Genomic DNA, 25,294 nt, shown 5'->3' with positions numbered 1-25,294 from the left:
GAGACGGGGCAACGACTGACGGAAAGCTGTATACGGGAGAACCGTACGTGCAGTTTGACGAGGGGTCCCAGCTGAAAGGCTGGTCCTACTCTATTACCCGGTTTTATTAAAAAAATATTTGCAGGAAAAACTTAGTTATTGCAGAAATTATTTTTAATGGGAGGTGTTATTTTGTCATATCCAAGATTAGATATATATTTAAATCGAATCAAAGAAAATTACTTAAAAATGAAAAAAATCTGTGCAGAAAAAAATATAAAATTGACAGCTGTTATCAAAGCTTTTTCTGGAGATGAAAATATCTTTAGATCACTATTAAATATAGATATTGACAGTATAGCGGATTCTCGGCTGCAGAATATAAAAAAATTTAGAGAACTCGGCTACAGTAAGGAAGCTGTGCTGCTTAGAATTCCCATGCTGTCAGAAATTGATCGGCTGGTAGAATATGTAGATCATACACTAATCAGTGAAATAGTAATCTGCCGCTATCTGTCAGAAAAAGCATTAAGAAAAGGAAAAAAAATTGGAGTTATAGTTATGATAGATCTCGGTGACAGAAGAGAAGGAATAATGCCAGATGAATTAATTGATTTTCTAAAAGAAATAAATAAACTTGAAGGTGTTTACATAGAAGGACTAGGAACAAATTTAGGCTGTTTTGCTGGAATTTTACCTGATGTGACAAACACTAAAAAATTAATTGACTTAAAAAATAAAGCAGAAAAAGAACTTAATATCAAAATCAGCAGGTTATCTGCAGGTAATACTGCCACAACTAAATTATTTGGAGAGAAAAATTTAGTTGCAGAAATAAATAATCTCCGTATTGGAGAGGGGATTTTAATTGGTACAGATATAACAAATCAGCGCACACTCAAATCTATGCACCACTACAATTTTAGACTTAAAGCTGAGATTATAGAGCTAAAAAACAAACCCTCACTTCCTGAAGGAAGCACAGGTAGAGATTTTTCTGGCAGAAAAAAGAGATTTACTGATAGAGGTCTGCGTATGAGGGCAATTGCGGCCGCAGGTAAACAGGATATAGATTATACAGGGCTATATCCTGAAATTGAAGGAATTGAGGTGCTGGGAGCAAGCAGTGATCATCTTATACTGGATTTAACAAATGCAGAAAAAGAAATTAAAATTGGAGATATAGTTTCCTTTAAGATGAACTACAGTGCTGTTCTGCAGGCAATGACTTCAAAATATGTGGAAAAAAATTATATTGAAGGGTGAATAAGTTGGATTTTTATTTGATTTTAGCTTTTCTATTGAGCGGAATATTTATCGGTTTTAAGTCCGGTGACGATAATTTTATAGTAAAAATTTCAGATAAAATTAGTAATTTTGGACTTATTGTACTTTTGATCGCTATGGGAACCAATCTGGGCAGCAAGGATGAAATTTTTCGTCAGCTCGGCAGAATAGGTTTACAGTCATTTATTTTTGCAGCTGCCAGTATAGGATTTAGCCTCATATTTTTAATATTTTTTAGTAAAAAATTAAATTTTGAAAGTTTTTTGCTGAGTGGAAAAGAAGAAACTATTGAAGAAAATAATGACAGCAGCATGACTCTAATAATATTTTTTTCAGTCATTTTAGGAATTCTGGCAGGATATTTTTGGCTGTCGGAAGCTTTTTATGTTTTGATAGAACCTGTCACAAATTATTCTCTGGCTGTTCTTCTTTTTGGAGTGGGAATTGACATTGGAGCCAGCAGGGAAGTTATTAATGATTTAAAATTAATGGGATGGCAGATTCTTTTGATACCTGTTATTATTGCTGTGGGCAGTCTTGTTGGATCTGTACTGACAGGTCTGCTGATGGGTTATCCAGGTAATCAGGCAGCAGCAGTGGGAGCAGGTTTTGGCTGGTACAGCCTGTCAGGTGTACTGCTTTCGGAATTACACAGTGCACAGCTTGGCTCTGTTGCATTTCTGTCCAATGTATTTAGGGAGCTGCTTACTGTTTTAATTCTTCCTTTTGTGGCAAAATATTTTGGGAGAATGGCAACAATTGCTCCTGGTGGGGCCACAACTATGGATGTAACTTTACCACTTGTAAAGCAGTCTGGAGGAGAAGCAGTTGTCATACCGGCTTTTATAAGTGGAGTAGTGCTTACAGCACTAGTACCGCTGCTTGTGCCCTTTCTGATAACTATATGAATCTTTCCCTTTGACTGCATATTTAAAGATAAATTTTTTATAAAGACTTTCCCCATTTTTGCAGCTCTAAAAATAATTTTGGGGAAATTCTATTTTTTTATAGTAAAAAATCAGCACTAGAAGGAGGATAATAATGAATGATAAAAGAAGAAAAAATATGGAGGAATTAAATAAAACTTTAAAATCACTGATAGGGGCTGAAGGTGACTGGCTTGCTAATCTGGCCAATAGTTCAGCACTGCTGTTTCAATTTCTGGATAATATAAACTGGGCTGGCTATTATATCTGGAAAAATGGTGAGCTTGTTTTGGGACCTTTTCAGGGTAAACCTGCCTGTGTGCGTATAAGAGCAGGTAGTGGGGTCTGTGGTACTGCCTATCAGAAAAAAGAAAGTATTGTCGTTGAAAATGTTCATAAATTTTCTGGTCATATTGCCTGTGATGCTGCCTCTCAGTCAGAAATTGTTATACCTGTAATAGTTGCAGGAGAGGTTATAGCTATTCTTGATATAGATAGTCCTATAACAGGACGCTTTAATGAAATAGATAGAGAATATCTTGAGAAATTTGTTGAAATTTTGATAGATGAGACTGATTTTTTGCCTTTAACAGCAAAAAGTTAAATAAAAAGGTTAATTCTTCTGCCGATATTTTGTATGCTGACAGAAAGGATTAACCTTTTAATTATTTGTTCTGATATTTTTATCTAAAACAGCCAAGAAAACCCCCTCTAAATTTTTTTTTTGCTTTAGGTGGAGAGGTCACACTGTAAAGAAAAAACTTTAAATATTAAAATATCTAAAATAGCCGGTAAAATTTCATTTAAGCTTGCTGGATGTGCTGCAGTGATTTACCTGTTTTTTAGAGTAATACAGCTGCTTTGTTCCACAATCCTGTCCTGTCCATAAACAGATATTTTTAAAGGCTTTCCTTTTTCAAGTTCAAATTTTATTTTTTCTTTTCCAATATGAACCTTAATCCTTCGATTTCTAAATATAATTTTAAAATTGAAAGAATGCCATTTTTCCGGCAGAAAAGGTCTAAAATACAACTTATTATTTTTTACTTCAAAACCTGCAAATCCCTTTACAATTGACATCCAGGTGCCGGCCATACTGGTTATGTGCAGGCCTTCATCAGTATCATAATTGTAGTTGTCGAGATCCAGCCTGGAAGTTCTGAGGTATAGCTGATAAGCCTTTTCCTGATTTCCTATTTCTGAAGCTATGATAGAATATATACAGGGAGAAAGGGAAGACTCGTGAACTGTTCTTGGTTCATAAAATTCAAAATGCCGTTTTATACTGTCATTATCAAATTCTTCTTTAAAATAATATATGCCCTGCAGAACATCTGCCTGTTTAATATAAGGTGAGCGGAGAATTCTATCCCAGGACCAGTTTTTATATAAAGGGATATCTTCATCTTTCAGTTCTTCTCTGGTTTTCTGTTCTTTATCCAGATATCCATCCTGCTGTGAATAAATATTGTAATCTTCAAGATAGGGATAATACATTTTATTTACAATATCCCGCCAGTGATTAAACTCATCTTCTGTAAGATCAAGTTTATCTATCCATTCACTGTATTTTTTAGGAAATTCTTTTTTTATAAAATCTTTTGCTTGAAGAGTATATTTTAAGGTCCAGACAGCTATCTTGTTTGTATACCAGTTATTATTTATATTATTTTCATATTCATTTGGACCGGTTACGCCAAGAATCATATATTTATCTTTTCTGGGATTATATGTTACCCTATCTTCCCAGAATTTTGATATCTCTGCCAGAACTGGAAACCCAAAATCTTTTAAATATTTTTTGTCACCTGTATAATCTATGTAATCTTTTACAGCATGTGCAACAGCTCCATTACGGTGAATTTCTTCAAATGTAATCTCCCATTCATTGTGGCATTCCTCTCCAGTAATAGTTACCATTGGATAAAGTGCTCCCTTAAGGCCCAGCTTATCAGCATTTTCTACAGCTTTATCCAGATGGTGATAGCGGTAAAGGAGGAGATTTCTACCAACACTGCTGCTGTGGGTTGCAAGGTAGAAAGGCAGACAGTATGCTTCTGTATCCCAGTAGGTTAATCCACCATATTTTTCTCCGGTAAACCCTTTTGGACCAATGTTTAGGCGGGGATCATGACCTGTATAAGTTTGATTTAACTGAAAAATATTAAATCTAATACCCTGCTGTGCTTCTGGATCTCCTTCAATTTTGATATCACTTTCCTGCCAGATTTCAGACCAGCCTTTTTTATGTTCTGCAAAAAGATCAGCATAACCTTTTTGAGCAGCTTCTGCCGCTAATTTTACTGCTTTTTCTCTAACTCTGTTTTTATTGTAATCACGGCTTGTACAGACGGCAATATATTTATTTAATATTATTTCTTCACCTCTGTCAGCAGTTAGATTGATTTTATTTCCTGTAAAATTTTTCTTTTCAATATTTTCAGAAGAATTTATTTCTGAATTAATTTCCCAGTTCATAGCAGTAGAAACAAGAAAAAATGATTTTTTTGTTTCCATACTCAAATAAGCGGACTTTTTTCTGCTTTTTTGTTCAATATTATTCCAGAATAAATCTCCATAATTGGCATCTTCATTTTTTACATTACCATCTAAATATGGTGTCAGCTGAATATTTATTTTTTTATCAAGAGGTTTAATTTGATATGAAACAGCAGCAAGCTCTTTTTCTATTTGATGCAGAAATCTTTTTTCCCTTATCTTTACTCTACTGCTGCCAGGCAGTATTAATGTGAATTCTCTTTTTAAAAATGCATCCTTCATATTTAGAGTTCTGCTAAAATCTATAAAATTACATTTGTTTAAATCAACCTGAAGATTATTTATTTGTACATTTATTCCAATAAAATTAGCGGCATTGGCTATTTTAGCAAAATATTCAGGATATCCATTTTTCCACCATCCGACAACAGTTTTGTCCGGATAATAGACACCTGCAATATATGTTCCCTGCAGGCTGTCACCACTGTATTTTTCTGCAAAATTCCCACGAATTCCCATATGACCGTTGGCAAGACTCATAATACTTTCAGATGTTCGATTATATTTTTTATCAAAGCCTTCCTCAATTATATTCCATTTATCAACTTTAAAATATTTTTTCAATTATATTCACCTACCTTTATAATAAAAGTATATCAGATTATTGCTGTAATGATAATATTTAAAGATATTTATTTTAATTTCCAATTAATTACCACTTCTTTAAGAAGAATTTTTACATTTAAATATAGTATTCATACAAAAGACCAGGTATTATCAGCCAATTTAAAAATTTGACATAACAGCTCTGACAATGCTATAATTCTATTATAAGTAATAACTATTATTAATAAACTATAAAAGGAGGTAATTTTTATGGTAAACAATGATATGACAGCCCAGAATCTCCGCTCCGCTTTTGGGGGAGAAAGTATGGCCTATCAGCGCTATAAAGTCTGGGGTAAAAAAGCTGCAGAAGAAGGTTTTGAAAATGTAGCACTTTTATTTGATGCAATTGCCTATGCAGAAGAAGTTCATGCAGGCAATCACTTTAAAGCACATGATAATATTGAAGGAGATTTTCTTGTTGCATCTGGTGGAGGATTTGGTCTAGGTACAACTTCAGAAAATCTTGAAGGTGCTATTGCAGGAGAAGAATTTGAAGTAGAACAGATGTATCCTACATACAGCCTTGTGGCAAAAGAGCAGGGGGAAAACGCGGCTGTTCGTTCTTTCCATTATTCATTGGAAGCAGAGCAAATTCACAGCAGACTCTTTAGAGATGCTAAAGAATCAGTAGATAATGGAGAAGATATTGATATTGAATATGTTTCTATCTGTGAAGTCTGCGGACATACAGTTGTAGATGGCACACCTGAAAAGTGTCCTATCTGTGGTGAACCGGCAGAAAAATTCCGAAAATTCACTAAGTAAATAAATTTTATAATTGATGTATTTTAACAATGTTTAAATTATGGAAAATATTTATCTTTTCCATAATTAAATATAATCTAAAAGGAGGAATTTAAAAGATGGGTTATTATGATCTTAAAAAGCTGGAAAACACTGGTGAAGACAAGACTGCACTTGAGAAAAAACATGTTCCTTATATTCAGTGTCCTGATGAAGTAAAAAAAGGTGAATATTTTGAGGTGAAAGTAACTTTTGGTAAGGAAATTACTCATCCAATGGGACCAGATCACTATATTCAGTATTTTGATCTATATGCTGATTATGTAAGCCTGGCCAGAGTGGATTTTACTCCTGATATGAAAGCAGAAGCTACATTAAATCTTAAATTAGAAGAATCATGTGATTTAAATGTATATGCATTCTGCAATCTGCACGGCCATTGGGAAGGTTCAAAAGCAATTAAAGTTGTAGAATAAATTATTTTAATAAAATATGAATATTTAACTGCCGCCCTTTTTAGGGCGGTTTTTTGTTAATAAAAAATTAAAATTTCTATTTACATATGAAATTAAATCTGCTATAATTTATCTAAATAATAATTTAATAGATTAAATAAATATTTAAATATACGGAGGTGCTGGCAATAGAAAAATTAACAGAGCGCGAAAAAGATGTTCTGGAATTGATAAAAGATGATGCTACTATAAGCAGAGAAAAAATAGCAGATAAACTGTCTATTTCTGAATCAGCTGTAGGCACTTATATTTATCACTTAAGTACAAAAGGATATATTTTGGGTAGAGGATATATAACTGCTCCAGAAAAAAAAATTGTGGTTGTTGGTGGTGCTAATCTTGATATAAAAGGATATAGCCCTAATTATATTAAAGGAAGTTCAAGTCCGGGCTGGATAAAAGAAAGCCCAGGTGGGGTGGGGAGGAATATAGCAGAAGATCTTGCTTTTTTAGGACAGGAAGTAGTCCTGCTGACAGTAGTCGGCAGTGATCATTTTGGCAAGAAAATAAAGGAAGAAACCGAATATGCTGGAGTAGATGTTTCTCATATTAAAACTATTCCCTCTCTAGAATATAAAACAGGGGTATATCTTGCTCACCTTAATCAGGATGGAGATTTGATTGGGGCGGTAAATGATATGAGAATTTTAGATATGATAGATAAAAACTATTTAAATGAAAAAAGAAAAATCATTGAAACTTCATCAATACTGATATTTGATACAAATCTGAGTCAGAGTTCTATAAAAAATTTGCTCAGTCTTTGTTCCGGAGGAAAAATGATAAAAATAGCTGATACAGTTTCAGTGGAAAAAGCACTCAAATTACAGAGCAGCATAAAAACACTTGATTATTTGCGAGGTAATTTGGATGAAATTGAAATCCTTCTGAATATTGTAAAGATAGAAGATTCAGAAAAAGCAAAAAAAATGAGTATTAATCAGAGAATGAAGCGAATTGTAAAGTATTATTCTAAAAATAAAGATCTGCCAGAGATGATTATAAGTACTGGTAAAAACGGAGCCTATCATTTAAGTAGAAATAAAGATAAAATCAGTTTAAAACATTTTAAAGCTGCAGAAATAAAAAGTGAAGAAATTGTTGAGACAACAGGAGCCGGAGATGCACTTACAGCTGGATTTGCAGCCGGGCTAATGAATAAATATCCTGTGGATAAAGCGGTAGAACTGGGAATTAAGGCTTCAGCTTTTACAGTAAAAACTGAGCTGACATGCAGTCCAGATCTGGCGAAATTAAAATAAATAATACAGTTCTATAATCAGATTAAATCTGATAGATATTAATATATTCAAACAGCAGATTAAATTTGATAGCAAACTATTAATATTTTTAAAAAAGCTATTAGATTTGACGTAATGTAATTACAAAATGGAGGTAAGAGAATGAAAAACTTAAAAAAATATCTGGAAATCAAAGATGATGTAAAAGAAGCTATGAGACATGGAAAAGCTGTAGTAGCACTGGAATCAACTATAATAGCTCATGGTATGCCCTACCCGCAAAATATAGAAACTGCCCTGGAAATAGAAGATATAATATGGGAAAATGGTGCTGTACCTGCAACAATAGGAATAATTAACGGCAAAATAAAAGTTGGCTTAACTAAAGAAGAGATTAAATTTTTAGGTGAATCCGATAAAGTAGTAAAAGTAAGCCGCCGTGATCTTCCAGTAGTTCTGGCAGAAAAAAAACATGGGGCTACCACAGTTGCTGGAACAATGATTGCAGCTGATCTGGCTGGTATCAAAATTTTTGTTACAGGAGGAATTGGTGGAGTCCACCGAGGAGCAGAGAAAAGTTTTGATATTTCTGCTGATTTAGAAGAGCTTAAGAAAACATCTGTAGCTGTTATTGCAGCAGGTGCTAAGTCTATTTTGGATCTTGGACTAACTTTGGAAAAGCTGGAAACTTTTGGAGTGCCGGTGCTGGGATATCAAACTGAAGAATTGCCTGCCTTTTACAGCCGCAGCAGTGGTTTTAAATGTGATTATATGGTAAAAAATCCTGAACATACTGCAGATATTCTCATGGCAAAATGGGATCTGGGCCTGGAAGGTGGAGTGCTTATTGCCAATCCGGTACCAAAAGAGGACGAAATTAAATACGAAGTGATTAACGATAAAATAGAGCAGGCATTAGCTGAAGCCGAGGAAAAAGAAATCAGCGGTAAAAAGCTGACTCCGTTTTTACTTGATAGAATAAAAGAAATTACAGATGGGAAAAGTTTGGAAACAAATATATCTCTGGTAAAAAATAATGCGGCAGTTGGAGCAAAAATCGCCTCTGCTTTTGCTGCTGTATTACAGGTTGAGTAAAATGTTGCAAAAAAAACTTTGAGAATATATACTTGTGTTAGGATTAAATATAAGGAGGCTGATAAAAATGACTGAAGAAATGACTGAAAACCGGATGGAAGATATGAGAATTAAACTGGATATAAACAATATGTTTTCAGACCAGGTAGGGAAAGAAGGCTTCAGCCGAGAGGAAATTGATGCCTATAGAGATAAAGCACTTAAAGCTCGAGAAAATATTCTTAAAGCAAAAGAAGAAGGGAAAATGGGTTTTATGGAACTTCCCTATAATCAAAAAGAAATTATTAAAGAATTAAAAGAAACTGCAGAAAAATTAAAAGATAGGTTCGAAAATTTTGTTGTGCTTGGAATCGGTGGATCTGCCCTGGGTAATACTGCACTGCAGACAGCCATAAATGACAGCCAGTACAACCTTTTTTCTGAAGTCAGGAATGGTTATCCAAGATTATTTATATCAGATAATGTAGATCCATCCGGTATTAGTTCTCTTTTAGAAAAATTGAATCCAGAAAAAACATTATTCAATGTAATATCTAAATCGGGAAGCACTGCAGAAACAATGAGTCAGTTTCTTTTGGCCAGAAAAATCGTTGCTGAAGCAGTTGGTGAAGATCGGGTGGGCGAATATTTTATTGCCACTACCAGCAGAGATTCCGGTTATTTAATAGAGATTGCTACCAGAGAAGGAATGAAACAATTTTATATTCCGGATAATGTTGGAGGAAGATTTTCTGTTTTAACACCAGTTGGGCTTCTTTCAGCAGCATTTACCGGAGTGGATCTAGAAAAATTATTAGCGGGAGCAGCTTATATGGATAAAATTATAAATGAGCGGGATTTTTGGGATAATCCTGTACTGCTGAATTCTGTGCTGCATTATCTAGCATTTAAACGCGGTAAAGTTATGTCAGTAATGATGCCATATTCTGATAAATTGAGAGATTTTGCAGACTGGTATAGGCAGCTCTGGGCAGAATCACTTGGTAAAGAAAATGATAGAAAAGGAAATAAAATAAATGTAGGTCCAACTCCAATAAAAGCATTAGGTGCTACAGATCAGCACTCACAGGTGCAGCTATATATGGAAGGCCCTTATGATAAAATAATTACATTTCTGGAAGTAGAGAATTTTAGTGAAGATATTGAAATACCAGCAGCATATGAGGATCTTCAGGGCCTAGGATATCTTGGCGGACACAGTTTTGCAGAACTTATCACAGCCGAGAAAAAGGCCACTGAACTGGCACTTACAAAGCGAAACAGGCTTAACCAGACAGTTAAAGTGCCTGAAGTTAATGAATTTACTTTAGGACAGCTTTTCTATTTTTATGAATATCAAACAGCTGTTACAGGAGAATTATTTAACATAAATGCTTTTAATCAGCCGGGAGTAGAGCTGGGGAAAAATTATACTTATGGAATTTTTGGTAGAAAAGGATATGAAGAAATGAGAAAAGAATTTAACCAGTCTCCGGCACATGATGAAAATCTAATTTTGTAATAGAGTTTAATTAAACTCTAAATTAAACTGTTTGAGTATACAGACAGCTGAGATGAATGATAAAATATCTATAAAAGATGAAAATGATAGATGGAAGATAAGGCAGCCTGGCTGTGTTAGCTGCTGAAAATCATCCCTGGAAGGAGTAAAATATATTGAATATTGATTATCAAATTGTGGAAAAAAATATAGTTAATTGGCTGAAAAGAAAGGTAAAAGAGGCGGGAGCAGATGGTGCAGTTGTAGGTTTAAGTGGTGGTATAGATTCTGCTGTAACTGCAGTACTGCTTCAAAAAGCTTTTGGAGATAATGTTCTTGGAATTGTTATTCCTTGTCACAGCAGCCAGCAGGATATAGAAGATGCTCACCGTCTGACATCAAAATTTTCTATTAAATATATTGAAACAGATCTTTCTAATGTATTTGACCAGTTTTATGCCGAGCTGAATGAATCAGGTATTAAAGGTGGTGAGCTTGCAGCTGCCAATATAAAACCCAGATTGAGGATGACAGCACTTTATTATTATGCTTCATCTTTAAACTATTTGGTGGTGGGAACAGACAACAGAAGTGAACTAAAAATAGGATATTTTACCAAATATGGAGATGGAGGTATTGACCTTGCTCCACTGGGGATGCTGGTTAAAACAGAGGTTAGAGAACTTGCAGAACATCTCGGGATTCCTAAAAATATTATTGAGAAAAAACCGTCTGCAGGTCTATGGCAGGGCCAGACAGATGAAGAAGAAATGGGTTTTAGTTATGAACAGCTGGATCATTATATTCTTACCGGTGAGGCTGAAGATAAAATAAAAGAAAAAATAGAAAAACTAGCGAAAAAAAATGCACATAAGCTCAAACCAGTTCCTGTACCGGTCAGAGAGGAGATTATCAGATGAGTGAAGAGGAAAATCTGCTGATTATTTCTGATGACAAAAAAATAAACTCTAGAGATATTTCATTGATTTCTCTTCCTTCAGGACAGGTTCTTGTTATAGCCTGTGATTCTTCTGGAGGTATAGGTCCACTTAAGAATGATCATATCAATGTACCTGGAGAAATTGTGGGAAGATTTTTGGCAAGAGTTCCCCTTATGGAAATAATGTCGATTGGAGCAGAGCCGATTGGACTTATTGACACACTTTCTATAGCTTATGAACCTGTTGGTCGTACAATCCTTGCAGGAATAAAAGAAGAACTCAGAGAAGCTGATTTAGAAAATGATATTTTTTTAAATGGCAGTACAGAAGAAAACATTCCCACCTCGCAAACAGGGGCCGGTCTTACTGTAATAGGTATAACTTCTAAAAATAAAATTAGAAGTGGTAATGCAAAACCGGGAGATTTAGTTGTAGCAGTAGGTCTGCCCAGAGTCGGAAATGAAGTAATGGAATCACTGGACATTATTGCAGATATAAAATCACTGCGGAGAATCAATTCCTGTACAGGAGTACATGAGGTTATAGCGGCTGGTTCAAAAGGAATAAATTATGAGAGTAGAGTATTGGCAGAGATGTCGGAACTTAAACTCAGGCAGTCTGGTTCATGTCAGATTCCCCTTGATAAAAGCTGTGGACCGGCAACTGTTCTGCTGGTAGCAGTAGCCGCACCATCAGTAGATTTATTAAAAAAGATTACATCTAAACCGATTAATATAATCGGGAGGCTGGAAAAAGATGAGTAAAAAAATATTTGCCATTTTCCTCGTCATGTTTGTAATAATATTTACTGCAGAAGCTTATACTGCTGACAAAACTGGTTTTCCAGTACAGTATGAAGATGAACTGGGGCATAAGATAATTTTGGAAAAAGAACCGGAAAGGATTATCTCACTGGCCCCAAGTATAACCGAGTTAATATATTTTTTAGGTCTGGAAGATAAACTTGTTGGTGTAACAACATATGCTAATTATCCTCCAGAAGCAGCGGAAAAAGAAAAAATCGGATCAGTTACTGAAGTGAATATAGAAAAGATTATTACATTAGAACCTGATTTAATTATTGCTGATTCTATTAATAAAAGTGAGGCTCTAAAGAGATTAAACAATCTGGGCCTTGCAGCAGTTGGGTTTAATCCACTTGATATTGAAGAAACTATTGATATGATAAAAACAATAGGTTGGCTTACAGGAAGTTCTAAAAAAGCAGAACAGATTGCAGAAAAAATGAATTTCAGGCTAAAAAAAATAGAATCATTAATTGCTGAAAAGCTTCAGAACACTAAAAGACCTGATGTTTTTTATGAAATATGGTCTGATCCCCTCTACACAGCTGGAGATAATACATTTATAAATAGTGTAATAGAGACAGCAGGTGGAAATAATATTGGAAAAAATGCAGAAGGTGCCTGGCCGAGATTTGGAATTGAGAGCCTGATACTGGCTGACCCAGATGTTTATATTTCCAGTCCCCACAGTGCAGCTGGAGGTATTACTATTAAGGATATACTTAACCGACCATTATTTAGTGAGCTTAAAGCTGTCAAAAAAGAGAGAGTTTATCTGGTTGACCAGGATAAGATAAGCAGACCTTCACCAAGAATAATAGATGGATTAAAAGAAATTGCTGCAGCTATTTTTCCAGAACTTAAAGACAAATTGGAGGGAATCTGATGTCGGTTATTTTAGTAACTGGTGGAGCAAGAAGCGGCAAAAGCAGCTTTGGTGAATTAATCGCCAAAAAATTGGGCGGAGATAGAGTAATATATATTGCCAGTGGTGTAGCTGTAGATCAGGAGATGAAAGAAAGAATTGCTGCACACAAAAAATCCAGACCGGATGGATGGAAAACTGTTGAAGCACCAATTAATATCTGCAGTGAACTGAAAAAAATTTCTAAAGGGTCTGTTGTTCTTTTTGACTGCCTGACTACCTATTTGAGCAATCTTCTTATTAGAGAAGAGGATAAAGAGTACAGAGAAATAGAAAAGATTCTATTAAAAGAAGTAAGAGATATTTTAAAAACTGCAGAAGAAAGAAAACTTGAATTTATTATCATTCAAAATGAAATAGGACAGGGTGTTGTGCCTCCTCATAAACTGGGAAGATACTTCCGTGATATATCTGGAAGAGCAGCCAGAATTTGTGCTTCTGCTGCTGAAAGGGTTTTTACCATGACAGCCGGTCTTCCGAGAGAGATAAAGGGAGAAGGCCTGGAAATAATAAAACTTTTTTCTGATAATGAGGAGGTAGATGTTCTTTGAAAAAGATCCTGAATGATTTTTTGACAGCGCTAACTTTTTTAAGCAGAGTACCGGTTAAGGTTAATGAATTTACAGAACTTTCTACTGTTTATTTTCCACCGGTTGGATTTCTACTGGGTATAATTATCTCTATTTTTGGGTTTGTTTTTAATAATTTTTTCCCACCTGAAATAGCATCTTTTCTGCTTATTATATTTTATATTTATTTAACAGGTGGGGTTCATCTTGATGGTACAGCTGATTTTTTTGATGGTTTTTTTGCAGGAAGGGATAGAAAAAAGACAGTTAAAATTATGCATGACTCTAATACAGGGGTATTTGCTGTTATAGGGCTAATATTAATTATTTATTTAAAATATCTCCTGTTTTCTGAACTGTACACAGCCGATAATCTTATTTTTTTTCTGATTTTTCCTGTGCTGAGCAGATTCATACTGGCTGTTATTACTGCTAAAAGTGAAGTTGCAGAGGGAAGTGTAATGGCAGAAAAGCTGCACAGCAGTGCGAAAGAAAGAGATGTTTTTACTGCAGGACTTTTTACAATTTTTATTTTATTAATTCTGCTGGTAGTTTTTGGATTTAATTATATGATACCGATTTTAACAGCATTTGTAACAGCTATTTTAACAGCTTTTTTTGTAGCCAGCCGGGCTTCAAAAAAGATAGGTGGTCTAACGGGGGATGTTTATGGTACAATAGTTGAAGTGAGCGAAATTGTTATATTATTAGTTTTTGTCATTTTTTAAATCCAATTAGTTATGATTTTGTCTGTGTTAATTTTATGTAATTATATGGGAGGAAATAATGGAAACAGAAATCCTTTTGATACGTCACGGAGAAACAGAATGGAACAGAAAACATATATTTCAGGGGAAAAAAGATATTGAACTAAACAGTACAGGCATCAAACAGGCCTGTAAATTATCTAAATATCTATCTAAAAAAAAATATAAATTTTTATACAGCAGTGACTTAAAAAGAGCGCTTAAAACTGCAGAAATCATAGGTAAAGAAGTAAATCTTAAACCTATAGAAAACAGCGAAATCAGAGAAATGGATTTTGGAGAATGGGAAGGATCAAATTTTTCTGCAATAAGTAAACATGATGCAGAATCACTAAAAAAATGGAGGCAGGACCCGCTTAATAATGCTCCTACTGGTGGAGAAACTCTGCGCGAATTCAGCAGCAGAATAAGCGAATTTTTTGATATATTAATAGAAAAACATCAGAAGGAAAAAATTATTGTTGTCACACATGGAGGAGTTATTAAAGTATGGCTTTCAGAACTATTTAATATGCCTGTAGATAAATTCTGGCAGATTGAAGTTCAGAATACATCTATGAGTAAAGTAAAAATTTATGATGGAGACCCAATATTTAGTCTTTTAAATGCAGTACCACATTTGGAATTGGAAGGAGCATAGTCTGGATATTTAAGAAAGGATTGGCCTATTTATTATATCGTATTATATCAGACTATATAACACAGATGCAGAAGATTAGATATCCAAATAATATTGGTTCTATGCCTAGAGCTGATATCGAATATTAAAAAAAGGATATAATCTCTTTTTGTTGAATTATTGATTTGCAGAAAAGAAATTAATGACCTTTTGAAATAAAGATATAAGAATGATAATAAGATTAAGAGGTGATATCATGGAATTGTCAGATTTTACAATTGACGAATTTACAATTATTGATGGAGAAAAATCTATTGGAAAAGCTGCACTGCTTCTTTCAATAGTTAATGATGAGTTTGATGATAAAATCATTAAGGCATTTAAAGATGAAGGTTATAAAGCAGTAATTACTAGAGCGGGAGGAAAAGGAGAAAAACTGAAAGATAAGATTCTCCGCAACTGCCTTGGAGCAGCAATAAAAGGTGATGTAATAAGTGAATCTGTACAGGATCAGCGTATTCTTACCAGATGTGTTGAAAGAGCCATGGTTGATTTTGATAATCCGCTCTCAGGTATTTCTGGAGCAGGTATAAAAATTGGTATAGTAAGTAAATCACCACATCTGGCTGTTGCACTTTATGGAAAGTTGGGAATACCAGGTCTTGATGTAGATCACGAAATATCAGGAATGGGGATTCATTATTATGGACTTAATCCGGAAAAATAATGGTTCTATAAATATACTCAAAAGAGTATTTAAGTATGTTTTACCATATAAAGGCAGGCTGGCAGGAGGAGTTTTCTCCATGATGGTTCACGCCTTTTTAACAGTTTTTTTTATAAAAGTTTTTCAGGATCTGCTGGAAACAATTATCTCAGATATTTCTGCAGGGGAAGAAGGAATTACTCAGCTAACCTTTATAGCTCTTTTTATGATTTTAATATATTTTCTCAAAGGTATAGCTTATTATGGGCAGAACTATCTGGTGTCATATGTATCACAAAAATCTATTAAAGATATGAGAGATGAACTTTATTCTCATCTTCAAAATTTGTCACTCAGTTTTTACAGCAAAAACAAAACAGGTGATATTCTTTCCAGAGTTACCAATGATGTTTCACAGCTGGAAAATTCGATGATAAATACAACTGTAGGTACAGTCGATAAAACATTTACGTTAATTGGTGGTATTGGATATTTAGTCTATCTGAATTATAGATTGACAATATTTTTGCTGCTGATTTTACCTTTAATAACTTATGTTATGACAAAATTTAATGTAAAGCTAAAGAGGGTAAGCCGCAGAGTTCAGGTTAAAATAGCAAATGTATCTGATGTTCTGCAGGAAACATTATCTGCAGTGAGAGTTGTCAAATCATTTGGAAGGGAAGAATACGAATTTGACCGCTTCAGCTCGGAAAATCAGGCTAATTTTAGAGCTAAAATGAAAAAGACTCAGTATGGAGCTATTCTTACACCACTGGTGGAATTTATAGCTGCAATTGCTTTTACAGCTATTCTGTGGTTTGGAGGCTATGAAGTTATGAAAGGTAGAATGCGGGCTTCAGAGCTTATTGCCTTTTTTACTCTTTTAATTACTATTAGTGATCCACTAAGGTCACTAACCAAATTAAGCAAAAGGCTGCAGCAGCTTTTTGCATCAGCAGAAAGAGTATTTGAAATAATGGATACAGAGAGTGTACTCAGAGAAAATGATGAAAACAAAATTGTTTTAAATAATGTAGATGGTGAAATCGTTTATGATAATGTTACATTTGCCTATAACAGAAACGAAATAGTTCTCAAAGATATTAATTTGACTGCATCTCCAGGAGAAGTAATCGCCCTTGTCGGCCACAGTGGAGCAGGAAAAACTACCATGGTAGATCTTATCCCCCGCTTTTATGATCCGGTCAAAGGACGCATGCGACTGGATGGTCATGATCTTAAGGATATTAAGATTGACAGCCTGCGCAGTTTTATCGGTATTGTACCACAGGAGACAATTCTATTCAGCGGTACTTTAAGAGACAATATTGCATATGGAGATCTTAATGCAGCCGATGAACAGATACATGAAGCGGCAAAGTCTGCCAATGCACATGATTTTATTATGAAATTTCCGGATGGATATGATACAGTGGTTGGTGAAAGAGGTGTCGGGCTTTCTGGAGGTCAAAAGCAGAGAATATCTATTGCAAGAGCTATTTTGAAGGATCCAAAAATATTAATTCTTGATGAAGCTACTTCCTCACTTGATGCAGAATCGGAAGCTTTGGTTCAGGAAGCACTGGATCACTTGATGCAGAATAGGACCACCTTTATAATTGCACATAGGCTTTCCACTATAAAAAATGCAGATAATATAGTTGTTCTGGAAAATGGAGAAATTGTTGAACAGGGCAGCCACAGAGAACTGCTGAATAAAAATGGAAAGTATGCATCATTATATCAGGGCCAGTTTATTGAGAAATAGTGAGTTAAATAGTAATAATGAGGTGAACTTTTTGCGCGAGTTAGTTAATAAGATTAGAGATAAAATAATACCTGCAGCAGCCTATTCGCTTATCTGCCTCATTAATTCCACCCTTAACATAAAGGTGGAAGGATGGGATAAAGCAGAAAAATATTTGAATAGCAGTGGTGCAGTTATTTTTTCGGCCTGGCACGGGAAAATGTGGGTACCTGTTTATTTTTTGCGCAGGAGAGGTATTTATACTCTGGCCAGCATGAGCAGAGATGGAGGCTATATGACCGGTGTTCTCAAACGATTGGGATGGAATGTCATCAGAGGCTCAAGCAGCAGAGGGGGCAGCCGTTCTCTTTTATCTCTTTTCCGCAGACTAAAAAAAGGAGAAAAAGCTGCTCTTACTCCTGATGGACCAACAGGTCCTATTCACGAAGTAAAGCCTGGCATTATTTTTCTGCAGGAAAGATCAGATGGTGTGATTATACCTATCGGAGTTGATTCTTCTCACAGGAAGAATTTTTCCAGCTGGGACAATTACATGCTTCCTTTACCTTTTTCTAAAACTGCACTGGTATTTGGAGAAGCAGTTAAATTTGATAAAAATTTAACGATTGAAGAAAAACAGCAGCTTTTAAAAGAGGAAATGCAGAAAGCAGAAAAAAGAGCTTCAGAATTATTATAACCTCTGCTTAATTGAGGAGAAATGATATGGAAGATTATCTACTGGACATAATTTATGGAAGAAAAAGGGGAGCTGCAGCTTTTTTGATAAAAATATTTCTCAAAGCAGCTTCCATTGGTTATTATATAATTGTAAAGAGCAGGCGCTTTCTTTACAAAAGTGGAATTTTAAAAAGCAAAAAGCTTAATAATAAAGTAATTAGTATTGGTAATATAACAGTTGGTGGAACTGGGAAAACACCATTTACTGCTTTTCTGGTGGAAAAGTTAAAACATGATAATGATATTACAGTTATCAGCAGGGGTTATGGTGCAGAGAAAAAAATAAAAAAACCCGTACAGATAAGTAGTGGAAGAGAGCTGCTCTGTGGTCCTGAACTGTCAGGTGATGAATTATATATGCTTGCCGAAAAGATAAAAGATGTAAATTTTATCAGAGCCAGAGATAGGTATTCCGGTGGAGTAATGGCAGAAGAAAAAGGGTTTTCAGGTCTAATTGTTCTTGACGATGGATTTCAGCATTATCAGCTGGCGCGCGATTTAGATATTCTCCTGATAGATGGCAGAGACCCGTTTTCTAATAGAAAACTGCTTCCGGCAGGACTTCTGAGAGAACCTCTTTCTGAAATAAAAAGGGCAGATATAATAATAATTACACGTACAGAAAATTTGGGTGAAGATGAAGTTGACAGGATAGAAAAAAAATTGAACAGCTGTACTGATGAAAAAAAACCAGTGTTTCGGGCAGAAACAAAAAACGACAGTATTTTGATACTGGACAGCCTGCAGAAACTTTCTTTAAAGTTTTTACAAAAGCGAAAGATATTCGCCTTTTGCGGGATCGGCAGACCGGATGCATTTAAACGATCACTTAAAGATTTAAATGCAGATATAGCAGAATTTACAGCTTTTCCTGACCACTATAGTTATAGTGAAGAGGACCTGCTGAATTTAGCAGAAAAATTTCAAAATTCAGCTGCAGAAATAATGATAACTACAGAAAAAGATTCGGTTAAAATTAAAAAATACAGAAAAATTACTGATGGACTCCCCATTTATAAGCTGGCAGTGAAGATATCTTTAAAAAGAGAGGATGAATTTATGGAGTCTGTCCAGCAGATTTTAGCTTAAATCTGTAATGTTTCTATATTTTAATTAAATTAATTAGAGGTGTAATTATGGCAGATTTAAAGGCAGCAGCAGTAATACCGGCCCGCTATGGTTCAACTCGTTTCCCCGGTAAAGCTCTTGCAGAAATTAATGGAGTTCCAATGATAGTAAGAGTGATTGAGCAGGTAAAAAAAGCTAAAAAAATAGATAGAGTTATAACAGCAACTGATGACATGCGGATTAAAGAAGCTGTAGAAGCTGCTGGAGGTGAAGCAGTGATGACATCTTCTGAACACAGATCTGGTACTGACAGAATTGCCGAGGCTGCAGAAAATCTGACAGAAGATCTGATAGTTAATGTTCAGGGAGATGAACCTTTAATAAAACCGGAAATGATTGCTTCAGCTCTAGCACCTTTTTTACAGGAAGAAGATCTGCAGATAAGTACACTTAAGATAAAAATGAATAGAGATGAAGCTGAAAATCCTGATATAGTAAAAGTTATCTGTGATAAAAATGATAATGCACTATATTTTTCGCGTTCTCCTATTCCCTATCTGCAGGCGGGAGAGGCAGATTATTTTCAGCATGTTGGATTATATGTTTACAGGCGGGATTTTCTGCTCAAATACAGCCAGATGGAAGCATCTCCACTGGAAAAAGCAGAGTCTCTTGAACAGCTGCGTGTTTTAGAAAATGGATACAGAATAAAAGTAATTGAGATAGAAGGAAAACTTATCGGTGTTGATAGAAAAGAGGATATTAAAAAAGTAGAAGCAGTGATGAGAGATTGTGCTGAATAATTTAGCATTTTGGGGTGAGTGAAAAATAATGGAAGTTAAAAAAGTAATTCTAAATAAAGAGATAGTTTTTGGTGAAGACAGCAGTCCTTTTGTTCTTCTGGCAGGCCCATGTGTGCTGGAAGAGAAGGAAAGGGTCTTTAAGATAGCAGAACAGATCAAAACAATAACAGAAAAATTGGGTATACCATATGTATTTAAAGCATCTTTCGACAAAGCCAATAGATCATCTATTGAGTCATATAGAGGGCCAGGAATGGAAAAAGGGCTGGCGATATTGGCAGAAGTAAAAGAAAAATTTAATTTACCCGTTATTTCTGATATACATCTGCCAGAACAGGCAGAACCGGCTGCTGAAGTGCTGGATATTATACAAATTCCTGCCTTTCTTTCCCGTCAGACAGACCTGCTTACTGCAGCTGGAAGGACCGGTAAAATTGTAAATGTTAAAAAGGGACAGTTTCTGGCTCCCTGGGACATAGATCAGGTTGTAAAAAAAATTGAGAGTACAGGTAATGAGAATATTCTGCTCACCGAAAGAGGTGTTTCTTTTGGCTATAATAATCTGGTGGTCGATATGCGTTCACTGCCAAGAATGAGGCAGACAGGTTATCCGGTGGTTTTTGATGCCACCCACAGTGTGCAGCTTCCAGGGGGAGCTGGAGATACATCAGATGGGCAGAGAGAATATGTGCCTCATCTAATGCGGGCAGCCCTTGCTGTTGGTATAGATTCACTGTTTATGGAAGTTCATGATAAACCAGAAGAGGCTAAAAGTGATGGAGCAAATATGGTGAGGCTGGATAATTTGGAAGAACTGCTTAAAAAGGGACTGGAAATCGATAGAACTGTTAAAGGTAGATAAGTGAGAATAAATTTTAAGGGTGGTCTGATATGATAGAAAAAAATAAAACAGAAAAAATGGAAGAAAGTTTAAACCAGGCCCAAAAAGTTCTGCAGATAGAAGCAGAAGCTGTATTTTCATTGAAGGAAAAGGTTAATGGTCTGTTTAAAAAAGCGATGGAGTTAATTATAGATTCTCCAGGCAGAGTTGTGTTTACAGGTCTGGGTAAGTCCGGACTTATTGCGCAGAAACTTGCTGCTACATTTTCCAGCACAGGAACCCCTGCTTTTTTTGTTCATGCCACTGAAGCTCTTCATGGTGATCTGGGAATGATTACAGAAGGAGATGTTGTAGCAGCTATTTCCAACAGTGGAGAAACAGAAGAACTAATAAATTTAATCCCTTCTATAAGGAGGATTGGTGCCAGACTTATTGCAATTACTGGTGATCAGGAATCTACGCTGGCAGAATATGCTGATTTAGTACTTGAGGCCGGTGTACCTGTAGAAGCATGTCCGCATAATCTTGCACCAACAGCAAGTACAACAGCTGTACTTGCACTGGGAGATGCACTTGCGATTGCTCTATCACATTTTCATGGATTTACTCCAGAAGATTTTGCGGTGTTTCATCCGGGAGGTTCTCTGGGCAGAAAACTGCTGACAAAAGTGGCTGATGTAATTAAGATAAGAGAGCAAAACCCGACTGTAGAAAAAGATGCATCTGTAAGAGAGGCTCTTTTTGAAATGACTTCAACCAGAATGGGATCAGCTTCAATAATTGACAGTGAGGGTAATCTAAAAGGGATTATTACTGATGGAGATATAAGAAGGCTGCTTGAGAGATCATCTGGTTTTATTGATAGACCTGTTTCAGAATATATGACCTCTGATCCTGTAACTATTGAAGCAGATAAACTTGCAGCAGAGGCTCTAAAGATAATGGAAGACAGAGAGATCAATGATCTTCCAGTAGTTGAAGGCAGTAAACCTGTGGCAATGCTTAATTTTCAGGATCTGCTGCGGGCCAGAGTTTTTTAGAAAGGAATAATTATATTGAAAAGATTAATAGCTTTATTTTTTGATTTATTTAAACTTATCACACAAAAGATGCCCTTATCCAGGGCATATCTGCCCGGCAAATTTTTAAGCCAGCTTGCCTATAAATTATCTGGCTCCAGGGGAGAAAATTCCCGCCAGAATATTATGGCGGCTTTTAAAGTTGATAAAAATAAAGCAGATAAAATGTTAGCAAAAGTTTACAGCAATCTCGGTATGACACTTTCGGAATTTCTGCTGCAGGAAAATATAGAAGAAGAAGAGATAGATAATATTATTGAATATGAGAATATAGAGTATTTGGATAAATGTTTAAATAAAGGAAAAGGTGTAATTATCTATACCGGACATTTTGGGAACTGGGAACTTATGGGTGCTGCCTTAACTTTAAAAGGATATAAGGTAAATGCCATAGTTAGAACCCAGAACAATTCTGTTATGGACGAAAAAATCAACTTAATCAGAAAAAATATAGGTATTAGTATTATCCCCAAAGTTTCTGTAAGAAAGGCGTATAAAGCTTTAAAGCAGGGAGAAATAGTAGTTATTTTAGGAGATCAGGATGCAAGAGAAAAAGGCTGGAAGATGGAATTTTTTGATAAACCTGCCTCCACATATACAGGAGCTGTGCAGCTGGCAGAGAGAACAGGTGCTGCTGTTGTGCCGGCATTTTTGATTAGGAAAGGCTGGTTAAAGCACAGATTTTTATTTTATTCACCTATTTTTGTTGATAGAAAAGCAGATAAAGCTGTGCAGAGGAAAATACTTCAGGATTTACTGGACACAACAGAAGAGATTATAAGGAGATACCCAGATCAGTGGATGTGGCTGCATAAGCGCTGGAAAACCTATCAATAGCTGGAGAGGATTTTATGTATTTTTTATATAACATACTGTTAAATATTATCACACTGCTTTTAATTCCATATTATACTTATAATGGTCTTCGGAGTGGACAAGAGCTGGGATTAAAAGAAAGATTTGCTTTTTACAGAGATGATTTAAAGTTAATTTTTCCTGCTGATAGAGTTATCTGGATTCATGCCGCTTCAGCAGGTGAGACACTTGCTGCTAAGGAATTTACTGATGGTATAAGAAAAAAATATCCATCATCTCGAATTATATTTTCCAATATGACACCTACTGGCAGGAAAATTGCCAGAAAAAAGATTGATTCTGCTGACTGCTATATTTATCTGCCGTTAGATTTAAAGTGGATTGTCAGGAGAGCTGTCAAATTTTTTTCTCCAGATCTATTTGTATTAATAGAGACAGAACTCTGGCCAAATCTAATAAAAGAACTGGACAGCACCAATTGTTCTATAATGCTTGCCAGTGGTAGAATTAGTGATGATACTTTCAATAAATATAAATATATGTCAGCTATTATGGAAGATATGCTGCACAGAATAGATATTATAAGTATGCAGAATCGAGAAGGTTATGATAAAATTATTGAACTTGGAGCACCAGAAGATCATGTCTGTATAAATGGAAATTTAAAGTACGACATATATGTTGATAATCTAAGTAGAGATGAATTGGAGAAAAAAAAAGAATTATTTAATCTTAAAGATGATACCCCTGTTTTAACTGCCGGAAGTACTCATAAAGGAGAAGAAGAAAAAATACTGGAAGTTTATAAAAAACTAAAAAATGATTTCAGCAATTTGAAGTTGTTTTTGGCACCCAGATATGTTGAAAGAAGAGAGGAACTGCAGTCACTCTGTGGAGAATATAATTTTAATTCTGTATTATATACAAAATTGAAAAAGGGTTTTTATGAGGGAAATAACAGTGCAGATATCATAATTGTAGATACAATGGGCGAACTGTCAGATTTGTACCATTTTGCTGATATTATTTTTGTTGGCGGAAGTTTAATTAAAAGAGGTGGTCATAATGTTATTGAGGCTGCTGCAAGATCAAAGGTGGTTCTTTTTGGGCCCAGTATGTATAATTTTAAGGAAGAAAGGGATTTTTTGCTGGAAAACAATATTGGCTTTAAAGTGAAAAATAAGGAAGAGTTATATCAAAAAATTTATGAACTTTTATTAAATAGAGATGAAATGGAATACATTGGTCAGAATGCCGGAAAGATTCTGGCAGAAAATAGAGGAGCAGTGGACAAACATCTTCAGCTAACTGAGTTCCTTTTAAAAAAGGGAGTCGATTAATATGGAAAATGATAATCCTGATAAAATACTTATTACCCGTCTAAGTGCAATAGGAGATGTGATCCATGCTCTACCGGCAGCTTATGCTGTAAGGCAGAAATATCCTGATGCACAGATAGACTGGCTGGTTGAAGATAAAGCTTATCCGCTTGTAACTTTAAATCCCTATATAGATAATGTTATTATTCTGCCCAGAAAAGAGTGGAAAAAACTGCGCAGAGAGGAAGGATATTTTAAGGCAATCAAATCCTTTGCTGCTTTTTTTAAAAAAATGAGGAAAAAAGAATATGATATATTTCTTGATCTGCACGGCCTATTTAAAAGTGCATTTGCGGGCTTTTTAATAAAAGCAGATTTGCGGCTTGGCCCTGAAGATGGGAGGGAGATGAGTACTTTTTTCTATCAGGCAAAGATCGATATACCGGATAGAAAAATGCATCAGGTGGAAAGAGCTCTTTACCTGGCATCAGCTGTTGGAGTTGAGACAGAGGAGATTAATTATGGTTTAGTTATTCCAGATGATCTAAAAAATAATATTGATATTGTTTTTAATACCTATAGAATTCCAGAAAACAAGAAACTTGTTGTTATTAATCCATTCACCACCTGGGAGTCCAAAAACTGGTATCTAAATAGATATTTTGAACTGGCAGAAAAGCTGATTGACGAAGGTCACTATATAATTTTTACTGGTTCGAAAAGTGACAGAAAAAAAATTGAAAATTTCGCGGAAAGAAATAATGAAAACTATGTTAATCTTGCCGCTAAAACTTCGCTGAAAGAACTAGCGGCTGTTTATAAAAGGGCAGCTCTTTATATCGGCGGAGATACAGGGCCAACTCATCTGGCAGCTGCACTTGGACTAAAAGTAATTTCTCTTATGGGACCTACAGATCCTGATACACATGGTCCTTATGGTAAAGAAAATACAGTTATTCAGGACAACAGCCTGGAGTGTATTGGCTGTTGGGAGAAAAGCTGCAGCAGAGATATGAAGTGCATGAAGCTTATTACTGTTGAACAGGTACTGCGAATTGCAAAAAAGAAATTAGATGACTGACCACTTTATTTTTAAGATATAAAGGAATGAT

The 25,294-nt window shown here is 35.2% G+C and carries 25 protein-coding genes; 24 read left to right on the top strand and 1 reads right to left on the bottom strand.

Annotation, left to right across the window (positions count from 1 at the left end; translation table 11 throughout):
• The first annotated feature begins 171 nt into the window (after positions 1 to 171).
• From DER71_RS07355 to DER71_RS07345, 3 genes are all read left to right on the top strand, one after another.
• Positions 172 to 1,245 carry an alanine/ornithine racemase family PLP-dependent enzyme gene (locus tag DER71_RS07355; RefSeq protein WP_114458433.1) on the top strand — a complete coding sequence of 358 codons (1,074 nt, stop codon included), beginning with the start codon at positions 172 to 174 and terminating at the stop codon, positions 1,243 to 1,245.
• Between the two features lie 5 nt (positions 1,246 to 1,250).
• On the top strand, positions 1,251 to 2,174 hold the full coding sequence (locus tag DER71_RS07350; RefSeq protein ID WP_114458432.1) for a lysine exporter LysO family protein: 924 nt from the start codon (positions 1,251 to 1,253) through the stop codon (positions 2,172 to 2,174).
• A gap of 133 nt (positions 2,175 to 2,307) precedes the next feature.
• Positions 2,308 to 2,796, top strand: coding sequence for a GAF domain-containing protein (locus DER71_RS07345; protein ID WP_114458431.1), 489 nt, complete (start codon positions 2,308 to 2,310; stop codon positions 2,794 to 2,796).
• A 227-nt stretch (positions 2,797 to 3,023) separates the two neighbouring features.
• On the opposite strand, the gene DER71_RS07340 is transcribed toward DER71_RS07345, so the two are convergent.
• Positions 3,024 to 5,315 carry a family 65 glycosyl hydrolase domain-containing protein gene (locus DER71_RS07340; protein WP_114458430.1) on the bottom strand — a complete coding sequence of 764 codons (2,292 nt, stop codon included), beginning with the start codon at positions 5,313 to 5,315 and terminating at the stop codon, positions 3,024 to 3,026.
• Between the two features lie 252 nt (positions 5,316 to 5,567).
• Between DER71_RS07340 and DER71_RS07335 the strand changes: the two genes are divergently transcribed.
• From DER71_RS07335 to waaC, 21 genes are all read left to right on the top strand, one after another.
• Positions 5,568 to 6,125, top strand: a complete 558-nt coding sequence (locus DER71_RS07335) for a rubrerythrin family protein (protein WP_114458429.1) — start codon at positions 5,568 to 5,570, stop codon at positions 6,123 to 6,125.
• A gap of 98 nt (positions 6,126 to 6,223) precedes the next feature.
• On the top strand, positions 6,224 to 6,580 hold the full coding sequence (locus DER71_RS07330) for a desulfoferrodoxin family protein (protein WP_114458428.1): 357 nt from the start codon (positions 6,224 to 6,226) through the stop codon (positions 6,578 to 6,580).
• A 158-nt stretch (positions 6,581 to 6,738) separates the two neighbouring features.
• The gene (locus tag DER71_RS07325) at positions 6,739 to 7,881 is read left to right on the top strand and encodes a PfkB family carbohydrate kinase (RefSeq protein ID WP_114458427.1); all 1,143 of its coding nucleotides are present in this window, start codon (positions 6,739 to 6,741) and stop codon (positions 7,879 to 7,881) included.
• A gap of 141 nt (positions 7,882 to 8,022) precedes the next feature.
• The gene (locus DER71_RS07320; protein ID WP_114458426.1) at positions 8,023 to 8,955 is read left to right on the top strand and encodes a pseudouridine-5'-phosphate glycosidase; all 933 of its coding nucleotides are present in this window, start codon (positions 8,023 to 8,025) and stop codon (positions 8,953 to 8,955) included.
• A 67-nt stretch (positions 8,956 to 9,022) separates the two neighbouring features.
• A complete protein-coding gene (locus DER71_RS07315) occupies positions 9,023 to 10,456 on the top strand; it encodes a glucose-6-phosphate isomerase (RefSeq protein ID WP_199505589.1) in 1,434 nt (477 codons plus the stop codon).
• Between the two features lie 152 nt (positions 10,457 to 10,608).
• Positions 10,609 to 11,355: an NAD+ synthase gene (locus DER71_RS07310; RefSeq protein ID WP_114458425.1), complete on the top strand. Its 747-nt coding sequence runs from the start codon at positions 10,609 to 10,611 to the stop codon at positions 11,353 to 11,355.
• Entirely contained in the window at positions 11,352 to 12,140 is a 789-nt protein-coding gene (locus DER71_RS07305; protein ID WP_114458424.1) for a hypothetical protein, read from the top strand. Before DER71_RS07310 ends, DER71_RS07305 begins: the two co-directional genes overlap by 4 nt.
• Positions 12,133 to 13,068 (top strand): ABC transporter substrate-binding protein, encoded by a 936-nt coding sequence (locus DER71_RS07300; protein ID WP_114458423.1) that lies wholly within the window; start codon positions 12,133 to 12,135, stop codon positions 13,066 to 13,068. Before DER71_RS07305 ends, DER71_RS07300 begins: the two co-directional genes overlap by 8 nt.
• On the top strand, positions 13,068 to 13,658 hold the full coding sequence (cobU, locus tag DER71_RS07295; protein WP_114458422.1) for a bifunctional adenosylcobinamide kinase/adenosylcobinamide-phosphate guanylyltransferase: 591 nt from the start codon (positions 13,068 to 13,070) through the stop codon (positions 13,656 to 13,658). The genes DER71_RS07300 and cobU overlap by 1 nt, the downstream gene beginning before the upstream one ends.
• Complete coding sequence (gene cobS, locus DER71_RS07290) at positions 13,655 to 14,404, top strand: adenosylcobinamide-GDP ribazoletransferase (RefSeq protein ID WP_114458421.1); 750 nt, start codon at positions 13,655 to 13,657, stop codon at positions 14,402 to 14,404. The genes cobU and cobS overlap by 4 nt, the downstream gene beginning before the upstream one ends.
• Before the next feature lie 58 nt (positions 14,405 to 14,462).
• Positions 14,463 to 15,083 carry an alpha-ribazole phosphatase gene (gene cobC / locus DER71_RS07285; protein ID WP_114458420.1) on the top strand — a complete coding sequence of 207 codons (621 nt, stop codon included), beginning with the start codon at positions 14,463 to 14,465 and terminating at the stop codon, positions 15,081 to 15,083.
• Positions 15,084 to 15,318: 235 nt separating this feature from the next.
• Positions 15,319 to 15,789 carry a HutP family protein gene (locus DER71_RS07280; protein WP_114458419.1) on the top strand — a complete coding sequence of 157 codons (471 nt, stop codon included), beginning with the start codon at positions 15,319 to 15,321 and terminating at the stop codon, positions 15,787 to 15,789.
• Positions 15,767 to 17,539 (top strand): ABC transporter ATP-binding protein, encoded by a 1,773-nt coding sequence (locus DER71_RS07275; protein WP_114458418.1) that lies wholly within the window; start codon positions 15,767 to 15,769, stop codon positions 17,537 to 17,539. The genes DER71_RS07280 and DER71_RS07275 overlap by 23 nt, the downstream gene beginning before the upstream one ends.
• Before the next feature lie 22 nt (positions 17,540 to 17,561).
• Positions 17,562 to 18,215, top strand: a complete 654-nt coding sequence (locus DER71_RS07270) for a lysophospholipid acyltransferase family protein (RefSeq protein ID WP_369834962.1) — start codon at positions 17,562 to 17,564, stop codon at positions 18,213 to 18,215.
• Positions 18,216 to 18,241: 26 nt separating this feature from the next.
• Positions 18,242 to 19,345, top strand: coding sequence for a tetraacyldisaccharide 4'-kinase (gene lpxK, locus DER71_RS07265; protein ID WP_114474488.1), 1,104 nt, complete (start codon positions 18,242 to 18,244; stop codon positions 19,343 to 19,345).
• Between the two features lie 47 nt (positions 19,346 to 19,392).
• On the top strand, positions 19,393 to 20,127 hold the full coding sequence (gene kdsB / locus DER71_RS07260; protein ID WP_114474487.1) for a 3-deoxy-manno-octulosonate cytidylyltransferase: 735 nt from the start codon (positions 19,393 to 19,395) through the stop codon (positions 20,125 to 20,127).
• Positions 20,128 to 20,155: 28 nt separating this feature from the next.
• Entirely contained in the window at positions 20,156 to 20,989 is an 834-nt protein-coding gene (kdsA, locus tag DER71_RS07255) for a 3-deoxy-8-phosphooctulonate synthase (protein ID WP_114474486.1), read from the top strand.
• Positions 20,990 to 21,018: 29 nt separating this feature from the next.
• Complete coding sequence (locus DER71_RS07250) at positions 21,019 to 22,008, top strand: SIS domain-containing protein (protein WP_114474485.1); 990 nt, start codon at positions 21,019 to 21,021, stop codon at positions 22,006 to 22,008.
• A gap of 15 nt (positions 22,009 to 22,023) precedes the next feature.
• On the top strand, positions 22,024 to 22,884 hold the full coding sequence (locus DER71_RS07245; RefSeq protein WP_114474484.1) for a lysophospholipid acyltransferase family protein: 861 nt from the start codon (positions 22,024 to 22,026) through the stop codon (positions 22,882 to 22,884).
• Positions 22,885 to 22,898: 14 nt separating this feature from the next.
• Positions 22,899 to 24,203 (top strand): 3-deoxy-D-manno-octulosonic acid transferase, encoded by a 1,305-nt coding sequence (locus DER71_RS07240; protein ID WP_114474483.1) that lies wholly within the window; start codon positions 22,899 to 22,901, stop codon positions 24,201 to 24,203.
• Between the two features lies 1 nt (position 24,204).
• Positions 24,205 to 25,263, top strand: a complete 1,059-nt coding sequence (gene waaC / locus DER71_RS07235) for a lipopolysaccharide heptosyltransferase I (protein WP_114474482.1) — start codon at positions 24,205 to 24,207, stop codon at positions 25,261 to 25,263.
• Positions 25,264 to 25,294 lie beyond the last annotated feature (31 nt).

Source organism: Halanaerobium sp. DL-01 (assembly GCF_003338615.1).
Taxonomy (GTDB): Bacteria; Bacillota; Halanaerobiia; order Halanaerobiales; family Halanaerobiaceae; genus QPJE01.
Note: the sequence above shows the minus strand (reverse complement) of the source record. Positions and strands in the feature narration are given on the sequence as shown.

Bases quoted from the DNA above. Each gene is read 5' to 3' on its own strand.
- DER71_RS07345 (WP_114458431.1), top strand. From the start codon at position 2,308: ATGAATGATAAAAGAAGAAAAAATATGGAGGAATTAAATAAAACTTTA.
- DER71_RS07335 (WP_114458429.1), top strand. From the start codon at position 5,568: ATGGTAAACAATGATATGACAGCCCAGAATCTCCGCTCCGCTTTTGGG.
- DER71_RS07330 (WP_114458428.1), top strand. From the start codon at position 6,224: ATGGGTTATTATGATCTTAAAAAGCTGGAAAACACTGGTGAAGACAAG.
- DER71_RS07320 (WP_114458426.1), top strand. From the start codon at position 8,023: ATGAAAAACTTAAAAAAATATCTGGAAATCAAAGATGATGTAAAAGAA.
- DER71_RS07315 (WP_199505589.1), top strand. From the start codon at position 9,023: ATGACTGAAGAAATGACTGAAAACCGGATGGAAGATATGAGAATTAAA.
- DER71_RS07305 (WP_114458424.1), top strand. From the start codon at position 11,352: ATGAGTGAAGAGGAAAATCTGCTGATTATTTCTGATGACAAAAAAATA.
- DER71_RS07300 (WP_114458423.1), top strand. From the start codon at position 12,133: ATGAGTAAAAAAATATTTGCCATTTTCCTCGTCATGTTTGTAATAATA.
- cobU (WP_114458422.1), top strand. From the start codon at position 13,068: ATGTCGGTTATTTTAGTAACTGGTGGAGCAAGAAGCGGCAAAAGCAGC.
- cobC (WP_114458420.1), top strand. From the start codon at position 14,463: ATGGAAACAGAAATCCTTTTGATACGTCACGGAGAAACAGAATGGAAC.
- DER71_RS07280 (WP_114458419.1), top strand. From the start codon at position 15,319: ATGGAATTGTCAGATTTTACAATTGACGAATTTACAATTATTGATGGA.
- DER71_RS07275 (WP_114458418.1), top strand. From the start codon at position 15,767: ATGGACTTAATCCGGAAAAATAATGGTTCTATAAATATACTCAAAAGA.
- lpxK (WP_114474488.1), top strand. From the start codon at position 18,242: ATGGAAGATTATCTACTGGACATAATTTATGGAAGAAAAAGGGGAGCT.
- kdsB (WP_114474487.1), top strand. From the start codon at position 19,393: ATGGCAGATTTAAAGGCAGCAGCAGTAATACCGGCCCGCTATGGTTCA.
- kdsA (WP_114474486.1), top strand. From the start codon at position 20,156: ATGGAAGTTAAAAAAGTAATTCTAAATAAAGAGATAGTTTTTGGTGAA.
- DER71_RS07250 (WP_114474485.1), top strand. From the start codon at position 21,019: ATGATAGAAAAAAATAAAACAGAAAAAATGGAAGAAAGTTTAAACCAG.
- DER71_RS07240 (WP_114474483.1), top strand. From the start codon at position 22,899: ATGTATTTTTTATATAACATACTGTTAAATATTATCACACTGCTTTTA.
- waaC (WP_114474482.1), top strand. From the start codon at position 24,205: ATGGAAAATGATAATCCTGATAAAATACTTATTACCCGTCTAAGTGCA.